This window comes from Alishewanella sp. HH-ZS, assembly GCF_001704375.1.
GTDB lineage: Bacteria > Pseudomonadota > Gammaproteobacteria > Enterobacterales > Alteromonadaceae > Alishewanella > Alishewanella aestuarii.
Map to the genome: position 1 here is coordinate 96,774 of NZ_LZEJ01000002.1, position 19,163 is coordinate 115,936.

A 19,163-nucleotide genomic window follows, 5' to 3' on the forward strand; every position below is an offset into this window, starting at 1 on the left:
GGTTTTATGCTGTATTACACCGCTGAACAAGTTGTCTGGCAAGAAGTACCCGGCGAAGTGTCGCTGGCATACACCTTCAGTGGCTGCCAGCTGGGCTGTAAAGGTTGCCATAGCGCCGATAGCTGGGATCCCAAACAAGGACACCCCCTTAGCCCGGAGCATTTTCAGCAACGTTTGCAGGATTATCAGGGGTTGATTAGCTGTGTGCTGTTTTTAGGCGGCGAATGGGCAGCGCCAGCATTACTAAAACTGCTGACGCTGAGTAAAACCGCAGGCTTAAAACGCTGCCTCTATACCGGGCTGGAACTGGCTGAGCTAAGCCCATCCATCCGCAGTGAGCTGACTTTTGTGAAAACCGGGCGCTGGTTTGCCGCGCGCGGCGGTTTGCAAAGCCCAACCACCAATCAAAGATTTATCGATTTGCGAACAGGCCAGTGTCTGAATTCGCACTTTCAACAACGCAACTAACACAATGCAAGAGGGAATGGCTATGGCGGCGCTTAACACCGAACAACTACAAAAGAAACTGAGTTTTATTGAGCAATATTTACTGGCACCTAATGCTGCCGATGGTTCGAAACTGGATGCCAATGCCAATGTCACCCAGAAAAATATTGCGACCCTGGAGGCTGAGCTGATGAAAGATCAGTTTATTCAGGTTAATCGCGCTCTGGTCAGCAATAAGATCCGCGAATTATTTGATGCTAAGCTGGCGAAGGAGTATCTGCGCCAAATTGAGCAACATGAAATTTATGTGCATGACGAAACCAGCCTGAAGCCCTATTGTGTGTCGGTTACCATGTATCCGTTCTTACGCGATGGTCTGACGAAACTGGGGGGCGAGTCGCAGGCTCCGAAACATCTGGAGTCCTTTTGCGGCTGCTTTGTTAACTTTGTATTCGCCGTGTCCAGCCAGTTTGCCGGGGCCGTGGCCACAGTCGAGTTTCTGACCTACTTCGACTACTTCGCACGCAAAGATTATGGCGACAACTATCTGCAGACCCATCGCAAACAAATCGAAAACCATCTGCAGCATGTGGTGTATGCACTAAACCAGCCGGCAGCAGCACGCGGTTATCAGAGTGTATTCTGGAATATCTCAGTGTATGACCAACACTATTTTGCCAGCATGTTTGGCAACTTTGTGTTTCCGGACTTTGTAAAACCAGAATGGTCTTCGGTGTCAGCGTTACAGCAATTTTTCCTAAGCTGGTTTAATCAAGAGCGCGAGAAAACTATCCTCACCTTCCCGGTGGTCACCGTCGCCATGCTGACTGAGAACGGCCGCTGCAAAGACCAGCTGTTCGCGATCGACATAGCCCGCGAAATGGCAGCCGGGAATTCGTTTTTTATTTATCAGTCTGATAATGCCGACTCACTGGCAAGCTGCTGCCGGCTGCGTAGTGAAATCAGCGATAATACCTTTTCTTATTCGTTAGGCGCTGGCGGAGTAGCGACCGGCTCCATTAATGTGATTACTCTCAATATGAACCGGCTGGTCCAGGATGGCCGTGATTTAGCAACAGAGGTCAGCAAAATCCATAAATATCAGGTTGCCTACCGCAAACTCCTGGAAGAGTATAAAGCGGCCGGCTTGCTCACCGTATACGATGCCGGCTTTATCAGCCTGGATAAACAATTTCTGACCATTGGCATTAACGGCATGGTTGAAGCCGCCGAATCCCAGGGCCTAAGCGCTGGCAATAATGCCGCCTATATCAACTTTGTGCAGCAACAGCTAAAAGTGATTTTTGAGGCTAATAAGGCGGCAAAAGCCGAATACGGTTATCTGTTTAATACCGAGTTTGTGCCAGCGGAAAATCTGGGGGTAAAGAACGCCAAGTGGGATCGCGAAGATGGCTATGTTGTGCCGCGTGATTGCTATAACTCCTATTTTTACGTGGTAGAAGACGAGCAAAGCAATACGCTGGACAAGTTTCAACTACATGGCCGTCAGCTACTAGATTATCTGGATGGTGGCTCAGCGCTGCACCTGAACCTGGAAGAAAAGCTGGATCTGCAGGGCTATCTGCAACTGCTGAATATTGCTGCTCATACCGGCTGTAATTATTTTTGTGTTAACGTCAAAATCACTATCTGTAATCAGTGTGACGCCATTGATAAGCGCACGCTGTGCCGCTGTGCCCAATGTGGTAGCCCGGATATTGATTACGGCACCCGGGTCATTGGCTATTTAAAACGTATCTCCGCCTTTAGCGCCGGCCGCCGGCAGGAACATAGCCTGCGGCATTATCAACGTCAGGCCAGTAACCGCTTACAGAAAACCGGTTAAGGCGTTCCTGGCCCCTTGCGCAATTAGGCGGAGGCGGTTTGGGGGCTTGCTGGCCCCCTTTTTTCTTAGCTTAGCTACTACTGTGGAGGCATAGCGCGCAGGCCTTACCCGCCGTAAACTGCGTTATCAGTCCCAGCGGAGGCGCAATGAGTAACAAACCCAAGCTGCAAACCGCCATGCAGCAGCTGATTAGCGAAGTCAAAGCCACCTTGCCGCTCTACGAACCGGCAACCTATGTTTGCGGCATTACCAATAGCGATTGTCAGGGCTGTCCAAAGAAAATGCTGGAACTGGTCGATTCTGAACTCTGCTTTTGGGAAAGCGCGCTAAAACAAGGCCGCATCCCTAAGTTTGATGAATTGCGCCGCTTTGGCAAGCTATGCCAAAGCGTGCATCGTAATTTGGTGCGAAATAGAATCCTACCCACTGCTTTATAGGTGAAAGGTACCCACTTTCGTTCGATGCAAAGTAGGCTACCCCATCAGAGGTAAGGCGCCCCCTCCTTTGCCGGATAGCGGCACCGCCCCACTGTTGTTAGCATAGCGACCAGATCATCCGCTTGGAGCCAACAGCATGAATATTCAGTCATACCAGGACTTACTGCAGGCCGCAGCAATGCAACCCGAGCCACAACGGCTGTTATTTGTGTTTGCTAAAGCTGAACTGCCTAATGGCTATACCGATAGCCAAAAACAAAACTTTGAGCAGGGTCAGGGCGGCGCTCTGGCGCCGGTACTCTGTGTCGATAAATTACCAGAAGAGGTTAGCGCCTTTCAGCAATTGGTAGCAGAATCGACTCACACCGGCATCGACTGGGATATTGCCTTTGTCTCGGCCTTGGGTGGCCGTGGCGGCTTTCCGCCGAATAGCGACGAGGCCGTACAGCCATTACAAATGATGATGCAGAAAATTCAGGGCGGTATGATTGCCGATTTTCTGACATTTGATAGAAATGGCGACCTGGTGGCACTGTATTAGGGAATAGCTCAACGCTGCGGTCGGCCTTTGGCCGGCTGGCGCACGCTACAGAGTAAATAGCCGTTCATGCACTCGCTATGCTGCGCGGAATCTTAACCGTAAAGCAACTGCCCACGCCAGGCGTACTCTGTACCTCTAATAACCCTTTATGTTTTTCCACAATACTGCGCGATAACGCCAAGCCGAGGCCAGTACCCTGACCTTTTGGCTTGGTGGTATAAAAAGGCTGAAAGATTTGCTCTAATTGCTCTGCTGCTATGCCCGGTCCGGTATCGGCAACACTAAACCACACCCACTGCGCGTCGCAGCCGGTACTGATGGTAATAATGCCACGATCGACAATTACCTGGGCCGCATTCAACAGTAAATTCAGCAATACCTGATTCAGCTGCGACGGGATACAAAATACCGGCGGCAATTCGGTAAACTGCTTCACCACTTCAGCCTTATATTTAATTTCATTGGCAACAATATTCAGGGTGCTCAGGATCCCCTGCTGCAGATCGGCCATGACAAACTCGGCCTGATCGATATGCGAAAAGTCTTTTAAATCGCGGATAATTTCAATCACCCGTTGCAAGCCCTGCTCAGATTGCTGCAATAAATTGGGTAAATCCTCGCAGATATAATCAAAGTCAAACTGGCTTTTTAGCAACTGACTTTGCGCCGGCGGTAGCTGCTCGCTTAAGCGCTGCACCAACAACGTCAGGCTATTGGTATAGTCTTTTAGTACTGCCAGATTCGAAGCGACATAGCCGATAGGATTATTAATTTCATGCGCGACGCCTGCCGCCAGCTGGCCAATTGAGGCCAATTTTTCAGAGCGTACCAATTGCTCGGTAAGCTCAGCCAGCTGCTGCTGTAATACCCTGATGTCCTGATCTGCCACCTTGCCTGCTCCATTACTCGCCAGTACTCTGCAGATGCTGCTCGCGATAGCGCCGGAACGCCGCAGCAATCTCCGTTTTTAACTCATCATCCTGCCAGGGTTTAGTCATAAACTTATAGATAGCGCCGCGGTTAATTGCTTCGGTAACCGAACGTAAATCAGTATAACCAGACAGCACGATCCGCACCGTATCCGGATACATTTCTTTGACCCGGCTTAAAAACTCAGTGCCATTCATCTCCGGCATCCGCTGGTCCGAAATAATCACCTGTACCTGATGTATTGCCAGCAATTCCAGGGCTTCTGCGGCACTGCTGCAACTGAGTACCTGATACGGCTCTTTGCGCAGCAACCGTTTTAGCGAGTGCAAAATATTTTCTTCATCATCAACCAGCAACAAGGTTTGTTGCGTTGCAGCAGTATTATGACTTACCGGGGCATAGCAGATCAGAAACTGCTCTAACTGTGGCCCCGGCATTGGCCGGGCAAAATAGTAACCTTGTAACTCGTCACATAAACTTTTGGCCAGGAAGCTGGCCTGGGCTTCGGTTTCAACGCCTTCCGCTACCACCCTGACGCCCAGCTGATGCGCCATCGCAATAATGGCGCGGCTGATGGCGGCATCGCGCTGATCAGTCACTAACTCGCGGATAAAGCTGCGGTCAATCTTCAGTTTATTAATCGGTAACCGTTTTAGATAACTGAGGCTGGAGTAGCCGGTACCAAAGTCATCAATGGCAATACTTACCGCCAATTTCTTCAGTTGCTGTAACTTGGTCACCACCTGCTCAATATTTTGCAGTAACAATGACTCCGTTAATTCCAGCTCAAACCAGCGCGGTGCCAACTGCTGCTGTTGCAGTGTTTGCTGTAACTGTTCGACAAAGCCAGGGCGCTGGAATTGCAGTGACGACAGATTCACCGCCATCACCAGATGCGCAATACCACGTTGTTGCAATGACGCATTAAAGGCCGCCGCTTGCTCAATCACCCACTGCCCGATTTCCACTATTAACCCGGTTTCTTCGGCTACCGGAATAAACTCATCCGGGCCTATCATGCCATGCTCTGGGTGTGGCCAGCGCAGCAGGGCTTCTAAACCAATTAAGCGGCCGCTGCCTGCTTCAACCTGCGGCTGGTAATACAGTACAAACTCCTGATTAGCGACCGCCTTTTTCAACATAGCGCGTAAATTCAGGCGCTTATTCAAGCTGGTTTCCATTTCCGCCTGATACCACTGATAGTTATTACGGCCTTGTAATTTGGCCTGACACATGGCTAAGTCGGCCTGTTTTACCAGCTGCATCGGCTCGTCAAAGTTATTATCGGTCAGGCTGATACCAATACTGGCAGTGATTTGTAACTCCTGCTCCTCGACAAGGATCGGCTGTGCAATAACAGTCAGTAAATGCTGCGCCAATTCATTAAAGCTCTCGGTTTCCTGCAAATCGGGTACCATTAATACAAATTCATCGCCGCCCAACCGCGCCAGCGTATCACCAGCGCGCAGTTCAGCCTGCAGACGGCAACTGATTTGCCGTAACACCTCATCGCCTACGGCGTGGCCTTTACTATCGTTAATCAGTTTAAAACCATCTAAATCAATAAACAGCACTGCCACCTTTTCCTGATGCCGGGCACTGATTTTACAACTTTGAGTCAGACGCTCTTTCAGCAGGCTACGGTTGGGCAAACCCGTCAGTAAATCGTAGGAGGCATTATAGGCAAGTTCCTGCTCATAATTTTTTTGCGCGGTAATATCGGTTTGAATGCCAATATAGTGGGTGATGGCGCCTTGCTCATCCGGTACTGGCGCCAGGAACAGGTTATTCCAGAAAATACTGCCGTCTTTACGGTAGTTTTTTAACACTACACTGCATTCCTGCCGGCCTGATATCGCATTACGAATTTGCTGAATGGCCAGACTATCCCGTTCTGAGCCCTGTAAAAAACGACAATTTTTACCGATTACCTCTTCACTGGTATAACCGGTTAAGCGCTCAAAGGCGGCATTCACATAGATGATAGGCATATCCGGCCAGGTAATATCGGCAATCACCACCCCGCTGGAGCTGGCATCAACCGCCCGTTTATATAACCGTAGTTGCTTTTCGGTTTGCAGCCGTTGCGTTACGTCCTTGGCCATGCCAATTACCCCGGTAATCCGGCCATCAATATAGGTTGGTACGATAGTGCTCTGCAATTCCAGTTGCTGGCCGCTATGATTTAGAATACTGACCTCAAAGCTTACCGCTTCACCGGCCAGCGCCCGGGCGAAATAGCCGGTAACTTCCGGCAACTGTTCTGGTAAAATTACCCGGCTAAAATGCATGTGCTTCAGCTCTGCCTCGGTCCACTCTAATAACCGGCAACCGGCAGCATTGATCTGGCTAAAATAACCGCTCTCGCTCAACACATACACCGCATCCGGGTTATATTGGTATAGCGAGCGAAAACGCTGCTCACTCTCGGTTAATTGGCGTTTCTGTTGTGCCCGTTCAATCGCCATAGCTGCAAAGCGGCTGCAGCTAAGAATCAATTCTAACTCCTCACTAGACGGTGCTCTGGTTTCAGAACAATAAACGGCAAAGGTGCCCAGTACCTCATCCTGTAGCGAAACCATCGGCAGCGCCCAACAGGCTTGCACTTGCTCCGCCAGTGCCACCGCTGCGACCGTTTGCCACTTGGGATCAGTAGCGATATTTTCGACAATCACCAGACTCTTTTGAAAAGCCGCGGTACTACAGGAACCAAAGTTATCGGCTATCGGCAGTCTGGCAAAAGCCTTACGGAAGGACTCACTGAATGAAGGTGCAGCCAGTAATTCCAGATGGTCACCGACTTTTAGCATGAAGCTGGCCCGGAATGCCGGATTTTGGCGTTCGGCCAATAAACAAATCTGCTGGATAATCTCTGCCAGCGGTTGTTCATTAGAAATTAACCGTAGTACCTGCTGCTGTGCCTGCTGTAGCTGCTCAGCTTTGACAAGATCAGTGACATCGCGAGCTATCCCATACATGATGCCAAGACTGGGCACATAACGCGCCGACCACATTAAATAGACAATGCTGCCATCTTTACGCAGATAACGGTTACGGAAATACTGGGTATGCTGGCCATTAATAATATTGTTAGCTTCCTGCTCGGTAATCACATGGTCATCGGGATGCACAAAATCCATATAGGCGCGGCCGGTCAGCTCTGCTGGCGTATACCCTAACACCCACTCACAGGATCGACTTAACTCCAGAAAGTGCCCCTGTTGGTCAACCATACAAAGAATATCGCTGGAGTTATCCATAATCTGTTGATGCTGTAACTGCAAACGGCGCTGGATGCCAAGGTTATGCTGAGTACTATGGTTTAACGTTATTAAGCGACGTTGCTGGCGTTGTAATAAGCGCTGATATTGTTGGCTGAGCAGAGCCAGCACTACCACTAACCAACCGGCCAGTAGCACGACTCCGGCAATCTGCCGCATAAAATCCAGTTTACTGTCTAACTCGCGATAAAGTTGCAACCGCCAGGCTAAGTCGCCGAATAACACTACCGGATACTCGCCAAGTAAAAAATATTGCCGCTCAGCCTGACGCTGGTCGATTAACGGCTCTGGCAAGTCCTGGTATGCCACCTGCACCGCATAATCCGGCGCAACCACCACCGGCAACAATTTGGTCATCACATCACGAAAATTCAGACTGGCCACGACTTCACGCAGCGCCGAGGCATTGGGCTGTGGCAGCAAAGCCCGCACAAAAGTATGGTCAACCCGGCTATCGTAATAAAAGCTAACTTCTGGCCGGGGGCTGTTGCTGGCAAAGGCTGTGGGTACTGGCTTAGCAACACTTAGGTATTGATCAAACCAGCGCCGATCTTCATCACTATCGCTAATCGATAATTGTAATTCGCCATTCGCATTAATAATTGCCAGATAATCGAGATAGGCGAAATCTCGCAGATAACTGCGTAACTCCAACTCAAGTTGTTTAGCACTGTAAGGGGTTTCTGAACTGGCCAGGCGATCGGCTAAGCGATAGATCAAGCCTTGTTGCTCATTAAAAACCTGATTCAATTGCTGTTGAAAGGCAGACAAGGTGTTATCAATCACCTCTCTTTTTACTTGCCCTAACTGGTGCATAAAATTCAGCCAGAGTAAGACCGCAAAACTGGCTAATAGCAGTGCCAACCAACTGCCCGGATTACCACGCTGTTCCTGCCAACGAAAGCGGCCACTAAAGCGCGCACTTAAGCCAGCAATAGCCGCAAATAGTAATAAAGTAGCCGAGTTCATCGCAACAGAGGGGGAAACACCAAAGGCGTAACCGAATAAGTTACCCGTGTCTTGCCAGATCACGGCAACCACTAAGATCAGTAATAACGTATGACACAGCAGCGCCAGATACGCACTCCAGCGTTGCTTTTTACCCAGCCAGCCCAGCCAACCCAGAAGTAATAAGCCCCAGGCCAGGTATTGCAAGGGCGGAGTTTCCAGCTGCTGTGCCGGCTCAGCAATCAGGCTCTGACTCAGCAGGTAAGCCAGCAACAGTAGCCAGCACACTGCAACCCATTGCCGTTTTTTGGCAATTACCGCCACTAGCAATAAGACCAAATAGGAAAACAGCAGCAGTGAAGAAAAAGGTAAAATCACGGTGTAGTTGTCGGCGTCGGCATGAAATAGCTGATCGAGAATAGCCGTTAACACGCTGAGTAATAATACTGCGGTACTGGCATAAAATAAGCTGTAACCCAGCATGGGGCCAAAAAAGCGGGCAGACCGATTTTGCATTAATCCTCTCATGCAGGCTCCATTAACGCCTGTAAGGTTGAGAGTAATACCGCTTTACTAAAGGGTTTCTCCAGCAAACGGTGGGCTGCCACCCTGGCAGCCGGCTCTACCAAGTTAAGGTTGCCACTGATTAATACCCGCTTAATCGCCGGATATTTTTTAACCAACTGCTGTAACAGCGCGCCTCCGCTCAGGGTCGGCATCAATTGATCGGCAACAACGATGTCTACCGGCTGCTGCGCTAAAAAATCCATTACCTGAGCACTGTCGGTCAGGGTATGACACTGAAAAGGACTCTGGCGCAACATACGACGATAGGCCTCCAGCAATAATGGCTCGTCATCAACAAAGAGTACGTTAAACATCAGCTGCCCTTAATTGCTTGAGTTGTTGCCAGCAGTCTGAAAAAGTGACCAACAACGGTGCCAGCGCGTGTTCGTCAGCATTCCGGGCGGCCAGCTCCAGCTGCCAGCAAAGTGAAGCCAGCTGAGTGGCGCCGGTAAGAGCGGCGATCCCTTTCAGGCTATGGGCTGCAGCGGACAAGGCCGGAAGATCTCGTACCTTACCCGCTTCTTTGATCGCGTTAATATAGAGCGGTGCCGCCGCAGCAAAACCGCTTAGGGCGCTCTCTAACGTCTCCCGACTATCGTCACCGTACATCTCGATCAGGATGGCAAGATCGAGAATAGCCAGCTCAGTGCAGGCTTGACTCATCTTCTGCCTCCGTCTTATTAATCAAGGGTCGGTTACAGGTTTGCATCCACCAATAGGCCAGCTTCTTTAGTAAGGCCAGCACCTGCTTGTGATGCTTTACATTCACTTCGGCCAGCTCCGCCATTAACGCCTGCAGCTTTTGTAGCCGCTGCTGTAACATACTCCAGAACTCCGGGCGCTGCTCGCGTTGCTGCATGGTTTTAGCGATATGAATTAAATAGTCAGCGGCGGCACAGGCACGCTTACGCTCGGCATCAATGGCAACCGTTTTGCAGTTATTGATAAACACATTATGAAAACAGCTTAGGTTATAGGCTAAGTTCTTTAAACGCCGATCCAGCTGAAAATAGCCAGTGGTCGCATCCTCTGGCCAGTGCAGAAAATCGCGTGTTTCGACTTTATTACCCTGCTCATCCAGCTCTTGCTCTTCTTGCTCAGCCTTTTGCTCCAGCTCCCGCACTATCGCTACCCGAAACCGACGCTGGCCTTCTTCATCATCCGTCGCTTTCGGCGCCTCCAGCCGTTGTTTCATATCGGCGTAATGAGCCGCTGGCTGGATTAGCTTTTCATGCTGCAGATGATGCTGAATTTTTTTACTTAGCTGCACCGCCGAAACCGGCTTTGCCAGAAAGTCGTTGACGTCAAACAGAATACATTGCTGAATCAGTTCCCGGTAAGCATTGCCAGAGAACACAATAATCGGGATATCGTGGGCTGTAGCGGTAAAAGCACCGGAGCGGACCCGAGACAGCAAGTCGAGCCCACTCGGCCCTTTTAGCTCTATATCGGTGATTAATAAATCGATGGGTTCGCGTTCCAGGATCTCGCTGGCAGTTTTGGCATCCAGCGCTTTAAACGCTTTGCAGCCCGGTACTTTATTGGCCACGCCATAGAGAAAGTCGCACATCAGAATAACGTCATCTAACACCAGGACGTTAAAGTTCTTTAGTAGCATAAAAGGGTGTCTATCCTTGTCGGGATCATACAACGAAGCATTTCGGACCATAGCGCTGCACCAGGCAGCTATCCTTGATAACAAGTATATACCCGAAACAGAGTTTATGTCGGCACAGACTGCATTATGTTACAGGCGAAGCTTCCGGAATGGGAAAGCTTTGAATGCGAATAAATTATATTTGATTAAACAGTATTTTAGCAACAAGAATGTAGTAGTAAAGTATTATACAACTTTTGAGTACCTTTGCTGCCCTTGCTGCAGATAGGCATCAAAACAGGCACAGATACTGCGCACCCAGAGCCGGCCGGCGTCTGTTACCCGGATCTGCTCGGCATAGACTTCTACCAGACCATCCTCCATAAAGGGCTTAAGCAAACTCAGCGCGCTGTCAAAGTACTGCCAAAAGCTCTGCAACTGCCACTGCTGACTTAAAGCGATAATATCCAGCTCGAAATGGCAGATTAACTGGCTAATCAGCGCCGCGCGTAGCCGATCATCTGCCGATAATACAAAGCCGCGCTCAACCGCCAGCTGCTGCTGGTTTATCGCGGCATAATAGGCCGGCAAGTCTTTGCTATTTTGCCACAGCACGCCGTTTACCTGGCTGATACTGGATACGCCCAGACCGAGCAACGCATCCTGCCCTGCCGTGGTATAGCCCTGAAAGTTACGCTGTAATTTGCCGGCTTGCTGGGCTTTGGCCAGCGCATCATCTGGCTTGGCAAAGTGATCCATACCGATAAACTGATAACCGGCTGCCACCAGTTGTGTGATCGCCAGCTGCATCAGCGCCAGCTTGGCTGGCGCATCCGGCAAACTGCAATCCGGAATTTTGCGCTGCGCGGCAAAGCGCTCCGGTAAATGAGCATAGCTAAATAATGAAATTCGATCCGGGTCAAGCCGGATAATTTCAGCGACCGTCTCGGCAAAGCTGGCTGGCTGCTGATAGGGTAAACCATAGATCAGGTCCAGATTGACCGAACTAAACCCCAATTCGCGACATAATGCCACCTGATGTCGGATCAGCTCAGTGTCCTGCACCCGGTTAATCGCAATCTGCACTTTTTCGTCCAGATCCTGCACGCCAAAACTAACGCGGTTAAAACCCAGTTGTTTTAAATGCCGCAGTTTGTCGTCGCTGCAACTGCGCGGATCAATTTCAATACTGATTCCGGCAGCCGGCAAAATCATAAAGTGCTGGTGTAACAACGCCATTAAGCGGCTAAGCTGTGCTTCGGTTAAAAAGGTTGGGGTACCACCGCCCAGATGCAGCTGATTAATCACTTTCTGCTGCAGATGCGGGCGATACAGTGCCATTTCTGCAGCCAGGGCATCGAGATAGGCATCGGCTTTATGCTGATGGCGGGTGACAACTTTATTGCAGCCGCAGTAGTAACACAGCTTATGGCAGAACGGGATATGCAGATACAGGCTTAACTCAGGGCCACTGCTGGCCAGCGCCTGAAACAATGCCGCCTGTGGAAAGGCCGTGTTAAGCGCCAGCGCGGTTGGATAAGAGGTATAACGCGGCCCGTTAATATTGTATTTGGCGATTAACGCCGCGTCCCACTGTATGCTTTGCATCTGCTGTCTCCGGAAAACTCAGGACAATTATAAGCTGCCAGGTACTGTAGCAGTTTGATCTGCCGCAACCTCTGCCGTTGCCAACAAACTTTGCCAGCTTAGCAGCAAGGCCGGCAGTGGCGGCGGCAAGCGGCTTAACTCAATAGTATCGAGCAGATTCTTGCAGTACAGTCCCAGCTCGGTATCCCCTAACATACTGAGGCGACGCCGGAAAAATAAGGTATCCGGATCGACTTTGCCGCAGATCAGATCCAGAAAATCCTGACTGCTGGCTTTAATCAGCAGATCCTGCTGCACAGATGCCAGTTCAACCTGTAATTTGTTGTTTTTTAACGTTATGGCAAAGTTCAGTTGCCAGTCGCTTACCTGTAACACTAAGTATCGCTGTGCCAGAAAATCCAGACTGCCGGCAGTTAGCTCTGGCTGAAAAAACTTATTTAGCAGCAGCGTTAAGCCCTGCTGCTGCACACGCTTGGGCGTCAGCTGTTGCACCCGCTGCGCCAAAGTAGGTAGCAACGCTACCAATTTATGACTAACCCTTTTAATATCAAACATATAGAAGCAACCCAGCAGCTAAATTCCCTATAATAAAAGCATAGTTCTACGGCGCTGCCTATAGCCTTTCCGGGGTACAGCAGGCAGGGCCACAGTAATGAGGCTGATATGGAGTTACTCTGTCCGGCTGGCAGTATGCCGGCAGTCAAAGCAGCAATTAGTCAGGGGGCCGATGCGATCTATGTCGGCTTAAAAGATGACACCAATGCCCGGCACTTTGCCGGCTTAAACTTTACTGAGTCGCAACTGACTGAGGTTGCCCGCTATGTGCATCAGGCGGGGCGTAAATTGCATGTGGCCATTAATACCTTTGCTCACCCCGCGGGTTGGTCGCGCTGGCAGCAGGCGGTCGACAGTGCAGTACGGGCTGGCACCGATGTACTGATTCTTGCCGATATGGCAGTGCTGGCCTATGCCGCTGAACGCTATCCGCAGGTTGAATTACATCTGTCGGTGCAGGCTTCGGCCACCAATGCCGCCGCCATTGAGTTTTACCGGCAATTTAATATCCGCCGGGTGGTGTTACCACGGGTGCTTTCGATGCAACAGGTGCGCGCGCTGGCCCGCAGCTGTGATATCGATTTGGAAGTCTTTGCCTTTGGCAGCTTATGCATTATGGCTGAGGGGCGTTGCTATCTGAGTTCTTACTTAACCGGGCAGTCACCGAATACCGCCGGCGCCTGCTCACCGGCGGCCTTTGTTCGCTGGCAAGAGCAAGACGGCGTACTGGAGTCGCGCTTAAATGAAGTATTGATTGACCGCTTCGCCGCGGATGAAACCGCCGGCTACCCGACCCTCTGTAAAGGACGTTTCAGAGTCGATGCCGATACCTACCATGTGCTGGAAGAGCCAACCAGCCTGAACACCCTGGATTTACTGCCACAGCTCTATGCCGAGGGCATTAGCTCACTGAAAATTGAAGGCCGGCAGCGCAGCCCGGCTTATGTAACCCAGATCACTCAGGTTTGGCGGGCGGCTATTGATGCGGTAATGCAGGATCCAGCGCATTTTCTGGTGCAACAACACTGGCAGCAGGTGCTGAATAATCTGGCCGAGGGCAACCAAACCACCCTCGGTGCCTATCATCGGAAATGGAAATAACCTATGCAATTCTCACTTGGCCCGGTACTGTATTTCTGGCCCAAAGCACAGATGCTGGAGTTTTACCGCCAGGCTGCCGACTCGGCCGTGGATATTGTTTATCTCGGCGAAACCGTTTGCAGCAAAAGACGCGAGCTAAAACTGGAAGACTACCTTAAGCTGGCGCATATGCTGCGCGAAGCCGGCAAACAGGTGTGTTTATCTGGCATGACGCTGTTGGAGTCGCCGTCTGAACTGCGCGAGCTGCGCAAGTACGTCGATAACGGCGACTTTATGCTGGAAGCTAATGATGTTGGCGCTATTGCTATGCTGTACGAACAGGGCCTGCCCTTTGTCGCCGGTGCCGCCATTAACTGCTATAACCAGCATAGCCTGCGCCGCTTAATTGGTATGGGACTGCTGCGCTGGGTGATGCCGGTTGAACTATCCGGCGACTGGCTGCAACAGGTGTTAAACGAGGGCATTATTCAGGATATCCGCGATTGCTTTCAAACCGAGGTGTTTGCCTTTGGCCATTTACCTCTGGCCTGGAGTGGTCGCTGCTTTACCGCCCGCTCTGAGAATCGCGCTAAAGATCAGTGCGAGCTCTGTTGCATTAAATATCCGCAGGGGCGCACTGTGTATAGCCAGGACGGTACTCAGGTGTTTGTGCTAAACGGCATTCAAACCCAGTCTGGCTATCGCTATAACCTGATTAATCAGCTACCGGCTATGCAAGGGTTGGTTGATGTAGTACGGTTAAGCCCCGAGCCCGAGGGCACCTTTGCCTGGTTGACTAAATTTAAGGCCAACCAGCATGGCGCCGCGCCACAACAACTGAGTGATACCGACAGTAATGGTTATTGGCTAAAGCTTGCAGGGATGGCGACGGGCTGACGTTGAATGATGAGTGTTGAATGTTGAATGTTGAATTGTAATCCGGAGCGCAGATGACGCAGCAACAGGCAAAAATTGGCATTGTTACGGTAAGCGACCGCGCCAGTGCCGGTATATATGAAGATTTATCCGGCAAGGCGATAATCGATACCTTAACAGAGTATCTAAGCAGCGACTGGCAGGCCGAGTACCGCTTGATCCCGGATGAACAACTACTGATTGAGCAAACCCTGATAGAACTGGCCGAGCAACAGGGTTGCTGTTTAATTGTCACCACCGGTGGTACCGGGCCGGCCAAACGCGATGTCACGCCAGAAGCCACTGAAGCCGTCTGTGACAGGTTGATGCCGGGCTTTGGTGAGCTGATGCGCCAAGAGTCGTTAAAGTATGTGCCAACCGCTATTTTGTCACGGCAAACCGCTGGCTTACGTGGCAACTGCCTGATTATTAACTTACCGGGCAAACCCAAGGCAATCCGCCAGTGTCTGGATGCGGTGTTCCCGGCGGTGCCTTACTGCATCGATCTGATGGACGGCCCTTATCTGCAGTGTAACGAAGCAGTGATGCAGGCCTTTAGACCAAAAAGTTAGTGCCAGCCTCTACCCCAGGCTTCGACTCCGTTAGGCAAGACTACCGGAGCCGGAGTGCAGAGTCGCTGCCGGCTAAGCAGTTAACGTTGGTATTCGCCGGCGCGTTCTGGTTGATATAGCACGTCGAGAATTTCAACGGTGCGGCTTTGGCCATGTGGCATCGGCCATTCCAGTGCTTGCCCCACCGCTAACCCGAGCAGAGCACTGCCAACCGGAGCAAAAATCGAAATTTGCTCATCGTTTTTCAGGTCATGCGGATAAACCAGGGTTTTCTCAAACACCTTGTTATCGCCGGCAAACTTAAAGCGCACCGTCGAGTTCATACTGACCACATTCGCAGGTAAGGCAGTAGGCTCAACTACGGTAGCCCGATCCAACTCTGACTCCAGCTTTTCCAGCTCCGGCGTCAGCCGGGGCATCTTCTCAAGTAAGGCTTCAATCCGATCCATATCTAAACTGGAAACGACGATAGGTGTAGCTGACATATGACACTCCCAAGTAAAAAAGAAAAAAGCCCGCAGGCTAACGCCGTCGGACTTTTCAGAATTTAGGCAGTTATACCCCTGCAACCGCGAAAAAGCAAGCTAACGGCGTAGCAGAAACAACCAGATCACCAACAGCAGGGTAATAAACCAGAAACCGGACAGCAGTTGCCAGAATAGCAGTGGATTGGATTTATTCTGCTGTTTGACCTCTTCATGCAAAAACGCCGGGTTGGGTTGCTGCAAATCGGTCAGTAACTGGCTGATACTCTGATAGCGGTAACTCAGATCCAAACTCACTCCCTTTTGCAAGGCCCGGTCAAACCAGGTCGGGATTAGCGGGTTAAACTGACTGGCACTGCGATAGCGCAGCCGGTCATAATCGCTCGCCACCCGGCATTCTTCTACCGCCGGGCCATAGGGTAAATGACCGCCACTAAACAGCTCATAGGCAATGGTCGCCAAGGCATACACATCACCCTGCACGCCGGAATTATGCCCCAGCAGATAGTGCGGATCGGAATAGGTCGCGGTGCCCAAAGCGCCTTCGTGGTGCAGTGGGCTGTAGATTTCCGCCAGACCGGCAACAAACACCGAACCAAAATCCACCAATTTCAGGCTGCCATCGGCCAGACGCATAATATTGCCGGGTTTCAGGTCCTGATGAATGGCGCCCATGCGGTGAAACGCCTGTAGGCCTTCGGCTATCTGTTTCACCAGTTTAATTGCCAACGCGGGTTTAAGCGGCTGTGGCTGCTCTGCCAGCCAGTGCTCTAAACTCTGGCCCTGCAAATGCTCCATTAAATAGTACAGAAAGGTCCGTGGCCGGCTTTGTCGGATCACCTTAACTACGCGCGGCGACTGGATCCGCAGGCCAATCCACTCTTCGCGGATAAAGCGATCGATATAAAGCACATCATCGGCATAATTCTGCGATGGGCTCTTAAGCACCAGCTGCTCTGCGGTGGCTTCATCTTCCACCAGATACAGGTGGCTGCGGCTACTGGCATAGAGCTCTCGCACTACCCGATAACCATCCAGCTTCATACCTGGGCTTAACGCCGGCGGGAAGGGTAACCGGGTCAGCTCGGAGCTTAAATCATCCAGGCTCTGCTCAGGTAACTGCGCCACATCTACCACTATCGCGCTGACATTATCATCGCTGCCATGCGCTAATGCCTGCTCCAGTAATTGTCGGCTGCATTGCTCCGGATCCGTTACTGTCGTCAGCAGCTGAGTTAATTCGGCCTCGCTTAAAAAGTCGTGAATGCCATCCGAGGTTAGTAAAAAACGATCACCCGCTTGCAACGCCAATGCACCTTGCTGCGCTGCGACCTTGGCATCCATGCCCAGTGCCCGGCCTAAAAACTGCCGCTGCTCCGACAATACCGTAATATGATCCTGCGTCAGCTGCTGCAAACTGGCGTTACGCAACAGATAGATACGGCTGTCACCGATATGGAAGAAATGCGCAGTCCGCGACTTCAGCACCAAAGCACTAAAGGTACATAAATAGCCTTTTTGTTCATGGGCAAACTTATGACTGAATTGATACAGCTGGTTGTTGATGGTGGCCAGTAACTGCTCGGCACTGTAGGCCACCGACCAACTATCCGGAGTTTGCGGATATTCCTGACAAAAACGCTCGGTAGCCAGTTTACTGGCCTGAGCGCCAGCTTCAGCGGTACTGACGCCATCGGCCAGCACGAAACAGGCACCCTTATGTTGCAGTAAGTAGGCAGAGTCAGGCAACTGACAGGCAACCGCATCCTCGTTGGCCGCTTTTACGCCGGCCGCAGTCTGAGCGCCATATTGTAACTGCAGTGCTAACTCTGCCACAGCGGCACGCCCTTATTTAACCGACATTAATTCTATGTACTGTACCATCTTCCGCCACCTCGACAATATGTCCCTTAGGATCGTCGAGGAACATCACCGCTACCAGGCCAATCAATGCTGAGGCGGCAATCACATAGAAGAAGGTACTAAAATCGACATAACTTAGTACGGTCAGGTACACCACAGCCCCCACATTACCGTAAGCACCTGCCATCCCGGCGATCTGGCCGGTCATACTGCGCTTGATCAGTGGCACTATCGCAAACACCGCACCTTCGCCGGCTTGCACAAAGAAGGAGCAGGCCATTACCGCTAATACGGCCAACGGGATCCACCAGTGGCTGTCCATCAAGCCCATCAGAAAATAGCCGGCAGCCAGACCACCAATCAGGATCACCATACTCTTACGCCGGCCAAATTTATCAGAGAACCAGCCTCCCATTGGCCGCGACACCAGATTCATAAAGGCGAACGCAGACGCTAGCAAACCCGCTTTTACCGCCGTCATCCCCTCGAAGGTTTCCAGGAAATACAGTGGCAGCATTGATACCACCGCCAGCTCAGAGCCAAAGGTCGCAAAATACGCCACATTTAAAATACCGACCTGCTTAAAGCTGTATTTGTCATGCTCCGGCACACCTTCGCGCAAATGTTCGGCGTTGATTTTCCAGGTTTGTTGCGTCTGGAAGATAAACAACACCACCAGCGCGCCCCAGATGCTGTACATGGCGGTTTCGGAGAACAAATTCACCCCTGCTGGTGATAAACGCCAGGCCAGGATCCCCAGTGCCAGGTGCATTGGGATATTCATCAGAATCAGGGCCCACAATGCGCCCCAGCTGGTAACCACCATGGCGCCAGTTTTCTTCGGTTTAAAATAGGTCGAGCCTTTGGGCGTATTACGGGCAAATTTATAGAAAATCAGCGAATAGACCGCACTGATCACCCCAACTGAGGCAATCGCATAGCGCCAGCCATTTTCACCACCGAACATCAGCGCCACTGTTGGCAGCGTCATCGCGGCTGCCGCCGAGCCAAAATTACCCCAGCCACCGTAGATACCTTCAGCGGTACCAACCTGGTTATGCGGAAACCACTCACCAACCAGCCGGATCCCTACCACAAAACCTGCGCCGACAAAGCCCAGTAAAAAGCGGAATAAGGCCAGGGCATCATAGGTATTGGCAAAAGCAAAGCCGATACAGAGCAAGGCCGAGATAAATAACAACACCGAATACATAATACGCGGGCCATATTTATCCACCATCATTCCCACTACGATGCGCGCCGGAATGGTCAATGCCACGTTTAATATCAGCAAAGCCCGGATCTGGGCATCGGTTAACGCCAGCGCTTCTTTGATATGCATCAGTAAGGGCGCATGAGCAAACCAAATCACAAAGGTAAGAAAGAACGCAAACCAGGTCAGGTGTAACATTTTTATTTTTTGTTCAGCAAAATTAAGCAGATTGAGTTTACTGCTTTGCCCTGCCGCAGACGCTGCGCCAGCCATACAGA

At 51.1% G+C, this 19,163-nt stretch carries 17 protein-coding genes; 7 read left to right on the forward strand and 10 right to left on the reverse strand.

Translation table 11 applies throughout. The features are described from left to right. Positions 1-6 precede the first annotated feature (6 nt). The 4 genes from nrdG to A9165_RS01655 all read left to right on the forward strand — a co-directional run bounded on the left by nrdG (position 7) and on the right by A9165_RS01655 (position 3,271). Positions 7-468: an anaerobic ribonucleoside-triphosphate reductase activating protein gene (nrdG, locus tag A9165_RS01640; protein ID WP_008950918.1), complete on the forward strand. Its 462-nt coding sequence runs from the start codon at positions 7-9 to the stop codon at positions 466-468. 22 nt (positions 469-490) lie between these two features. Next, on the forward strand, positions 491-2,293 hold the full coding sequence (gene nrdD / locus A9165_RS01645; protein ID WP_065954729.1) for an anaerobic ribonucleoside-triphosphate reductase: 1,803 nt from the start codon (positions 491-493) through the stop codon (positions 2,291-2,293). Positions 2,294-2,439: 146 nt separating this feature from the next. Then, positions 2,440-2,730: a hypothetical protein gene (locus A9165_RS01650; RefSeq protein ID WP_065954691.1), complete on the forward strand. Its 291-nt coding sequence runs from the start codon at positions 2,440-2,442 to the stop codon at positions 2,728-2,730. Positions 2,731-2,866: 136 nt separating this feature from the next. Next, positions 2,867-3,271, forward strand: coding sequence for a ribonucleotide reductase subunit alpha (locus A9165_RS01655; RefSeq protein ID WP_008950909.1), 405 nt, complete (start codon positions 2,867-2,869; stop codon positions 3,269-3,271). Positions 3,272-3,335: 64 nt separating this feature from the next. Here A9165_RS01655 and A9165_RS01660 read toward each other — a convergent pair whose 3' ends face one another. The 7 genes from A9165_RS01660 to A9165_RS01690 form a co-directional block, all read right to left on the reverse strand. Beyond that, entirely contained in the window at positions 3,336-4,160 is an 825-nt protein-coding gene (locus A9165_RS01660) for an ATP-binding protein (protein ID WP_065954692.1), read from the reverse strand. 13 nt (positions 4,161-4,173) lie between these two features. Continuing rightward, positions 4,174-8,946 (reverse strand): EAL domain-containing protein, encoded by a 4,773-nt coding sequence (locus tag A9165_RS01665; protein WP_065954693.1) that lies wholly within the window; start codon positions 8,944-8,946, stop codon positions 4,174-4,176. An 8-nt stretch (positions 8,947-8,954) separates the two neighbouring features. Beyond that, positions 8,955-9,311, reverse strand: coding sequence for a response regulator (locus tag A9165_RS01670; protein ID WP_065954694.1), 357 nt, complete (start codon positions 9,309-9,311; stop codon positions 8,955-8,957). After that, positions 9,304-9,660, reverse strand: coding sequence for an Hpt domain-containing protein (locus A9165_RS01675; RefSeq protein ID WP_065954695.1), 357 nt, complete (start codon positions 9,658-9,660; stop codon positions 9,304-9,306). Before A9165_RS01675 ends, A9165_RS01670 begins: the two co-directional genes overlap by 8 nt. Beyond that, positions 9,641-10,615, reverse strand: a complete 975-nt coding sequence (locus A9165_RS01680) for a response regulator (RefSeq protein WP_065954696.1) — start codon at positions 10,613-10,615, stop codon at positions 9,641-9,643. Before A9165_RS01680 ends, A9165_RS01675 begins: the two co-directional genes overlap by 20 nt. A 225-nt stretch (positions 10,616-10,840) precedes the next feature. Next, entirely contained in the window at positions 10,841-12,202 is a 1,362-nt protein-coding gene (gene hemN, locus A9165_RS01685) for an oxygen-independent coproporphyrinogen III oxidase (RefSeq protein ID WP_065954697.1), read from the reverse strand. Between the two features lie 27 nt (positions 12,203-12,229). Beyond that, on the reverse strand, positions 12,230-12,757 hold the full coding sequence (locus tag A9165_RS01690; protein WP_176714587.1) for an SCP2 domain-containing protein: 528 nt from the start codon (positions 12,755-12,757) through the stop codon (positions 12,230-12,232). A gap of 108 nt (positions 12,758-12,865) precedes the next feature. Between A9165_RS01690 and A9165_RS01695 the strand changes: the two genes are divergently transcribed. Genes A9165_RS01695 through mog form a run of 3 tightly spaced genes read left to right on the forward strand, consistent with a single transcriptional unit; the run spans position 12,866 to position 15,324 of the window. Beyond that, entirely contained in the window at positions 12,866-13,858 is a 993-nt protein-coding gene (locus tag A9165_RS01695) for a peptidase U32 family protein (RefSeq protein WP_008950901.1), read from the forward strand. A gap of 3 nt (positions 13,859-13,861) precedes the next feature. Beyond that, on the forward strand, positions 13,862-14,734 hold the full coding sequence (locus A9165_RS01700; protein ID WP_065954699.1) for a U32 family peptidase: 873 nt from the start codon (positions 13,862-13,864) through the stop codon (positions 14,732-14,734). A gap of 53 nt (positions 14,735-14,787) precedes the next feature. Next, on the forward strand, positions 14,788-15,324 hold the full coding sequence (gene mog / locus A9165_RS01705; protein WP_065954700.1) for a molybdopterin adenylyltransferase: 537 nt from the start codon (positions 14,788-14,790) through the stop codon (positions 15,322-15,324). Positions 15,325-15,404: 80 nt separating this feature from the next. On the opposite strand, the gene rnk is transcribed toward mog, so the two are convergent. The 3 genes from rnk to A9165_RS01720 form a co-directional block, all read right to left on the reverse strand. Continuing rightward, a complete protein-coding gene (rnk, locus tag A9165_RS01710) occupies positions 15,405-15,809 on the reverse strand; it encodes a nucleoside diphosphate kinase regulator (RefSeq protein WP_065954701.1) in 405 nt (134 codons plus the stop codon). Positions 15,810-15,908: 99 nt separating this feature from the next. Continuing rightward, positions 15,909-17,645 carry a bifunctional protein-serine/threonine kinase/phosphatase gene (locus A9165_RS01715; protein WP_008609418.1) on the reverse strand — a complete coding sequence of 579 codons (1,737 nt, stop codon included), beginning with the start codon at positions 17,643-17,645 and terminating at the stop codon, positions 15,909-15,911. A 16-nt stretch (positions 17,646-17,661) separates the two neighbouring features. After that, positions 17,662-19,158, reverse strand: a complete 1,497-nt coding sequence (locus A9165_RS01720; RefSeq protein WP_065954702.1) for a NarK family nitrate/nitrite MFS transporter — start codon at positions 19,156-19,158, stop codon at positions 17,662-17,664. Between the last annotated feature and the right edge of the window lie 5 nt (positions 19,159-19,163).

Excerpts from the sequence above, each read along its gene's own strand:
- A9165_RS01665 (WP_065954693.1), bottom strand. The coding sequence starts at position 8,946 with ATGCAAAATCGGTCTGCCCGCTTTTTTGGCCCCATGCTGGGTTACAGC.
- A9165_RS01690 (WP_176714587.1), bottom strand. The coding sequence starts at position 12,757 with ATGTTTGATATTAAAAGGGTTAGTCATAAATTGGTAGCGTTGCTACCT.
- nrdD (WP_065954729.1), top strand. The coding sequence starts at position 491 with ATGGCGGCGCTTAACACCGAACAACTACAAAAGAAACTGAGTTTTATT.
- A9165_RS01650 (WP_065954691.1), top strand. The coding sequence starts at position 2,440 with ATGAGTAACAAACCCAAGCTGCAAACCGCCATGCAGCAGCTGATTAGC.
- A9165_RS01695 (WP_008950901.1), top strand. The coding sequence starts at position 12,866 with ATGGAGTTACTCTGTCCGGCTGGCAGTATGCCGGCAGTCAAAGCAGCA.
- A9165_RS01700 (WP_065954699.1), top strand. The coding sequence starts at position 13,862 with ATGCAATTCTCACTTGGCCCGGTACTGTATTTCTGGCCCAAAGCACAG.
- A9165_RS01720 (WP_065954702.1), bottom strand. The coding sequence starts at position 19,158 with ATGGCTGGCGCAGCGTCTGCGGCAGGGCAAAGCAGTAAACTCAATCTG.
- rnk (WP_065954701.1), bottom strand. The coding sequence starts at position 15,809 with ATGTCAGCTACACCTATCGTCGTTTCCAGTTTAGATATGGATCGGATT.
- A9165_RS01675 (WP_065954695.1), bottom strand. The coding sequence starts at position 9,660 with ATGAGTCAAGCCTGCACTGAGCTGGCTATTCTCGATCTTGCCATCCTG.
- A9165_RS01670 (WP_065954694.1), bottom strand. The coding sequence starts at position 9,311 with ATGTTTAACGTACTCTTTGTTGATGACGAGCCATTATTGCTGGAGGCC.
- A9165_RS01680 (WP_065954696.1), bottom strand. The coding sequence starts at position 10,615 with ATGCTACTAAAGAACTTTAACGTCCTGGTGTTAGATGACGTTATTCTG.
- hemN (WP_065954697.1), bottom strand. The coding sequence starts at position 12,202 with ATGCAAAGCATACAGTGGGACGCGGCGTTAATCGCCAAATACAATATT.
- nrdG (WP_008950918.1), top strand. The coding sequence starts at position 7 with ATGCTGTATTACACCGCTGAACAAGTTGTCTGGCAAGAAGTACCCGGC.
- A9165_RS01655 (WP_008950909.1), top strand. The coding sequence starts at position 2,867 with ATGAATATTCAGTCATACCAGGACTTACTGCAGGCCGCAGCAATGCAA.
- mog (WP_065954700.1), top strand. The coding sequence starts at position 14,788 with ATGACGCAGCAACAGGCAAAAATTGGCATTGTTACGGTAAGCGACCGC.